The sequence below is a fragment of the Mesorhizobium sp. M7A.F.Ca.US.014.04.1.1 genome (assembly GCF_003998745.1).
Lineage (GTDB): Bacteria > Pseudomonadota > Alphaproteobacteria > Rhizobiales > Rhizobiaceae > Mesorhizobium > Mesorhizobium ciceri.
The window spans coordinates 1-849 of the sequence record NZ_RZRW01001203.1; the positions used below are offsets into that span (position 1 = coordinate 1).

The window sequence follows — 849 nt, forward strand, 5'->3', positions numbered from 1 at the left end:
CGCGGTTGCCCACATCGTCGACCACGATGGCTTCCGTGTTGGGAATAGCGATGCCGACGGAGCCCGGCCGGCGGTCCAGCTCCTCCGGGGGCAGGTAGGTGCAGCGCTGGCATTCCGTCAGACCGTACATGGAAAAGAGCCGTACGCCGGGGAACAGCTCGCGCAGCCGGGCGATATGCACCGGCGGCAGGGCGGCGGCGGTGTTCGAGATATAGCGAAGGCTCGGCAGGAAACCCGGCGCCAAATCGCGCATCTGCAGGATCAGCGCCGCCATCGTCGGCACCAGCGGGAAACCGGTGACCTTCTCGGCGCGGATGCGCTCGAAAATGGCCTGCGGAAAGGCGAATGATTTTTCGAGGACGAGGGTCGCGCCGAGCTTCGTCGCCATCAGCAGTTGATAGAGGCCGTAGTCGAAAGCCAGGGGCAGGACATTGAGGATGATGTCGTCACGGGTGTTGCGCAGATAGGTCGTGATGGATTCGGCCGCGGCATCGATATTGCGATGCGTCATCATCACGCCCTTGGGGCGGCCGGTGGAGCCCGAGGTGTAGATCAGCATGGCGAGGTCGATATCGATCCCGCCATGGCGAATGGGCACGGGCGCGACCTTGAGACAATCCTCGAAGGAGGCAGCGCCATCCGGCGTATGGCTGGATGGCGCTTGCGTCGACGCGACGAAGAACGGCCGGTCCGACAGCGCACGCGCCTGGATCACGACAGGCATCAGCTTGGCCTGAGTCAGGATCGCCGCAGCCTCGCAATCGTCGATGACATAAGCGAGCTTGTCGGCCTTGGTGGAGGCGTTGATCGGGCTGAAGGTCGCGCCCGCCTTGAGAACCGCGAAGATCG

General features: G+C 64.1%; 1 protein-coding gene. It reads right to left on the reverse strand.

The annotated features are described in order from the left end of the window. On the reverse strand, window positions 1–849 hold an 849-nt coding region (locus EOA22_RS35595), incomplete at both ends, for an AMP-binding protein (protein WP_164756272.1).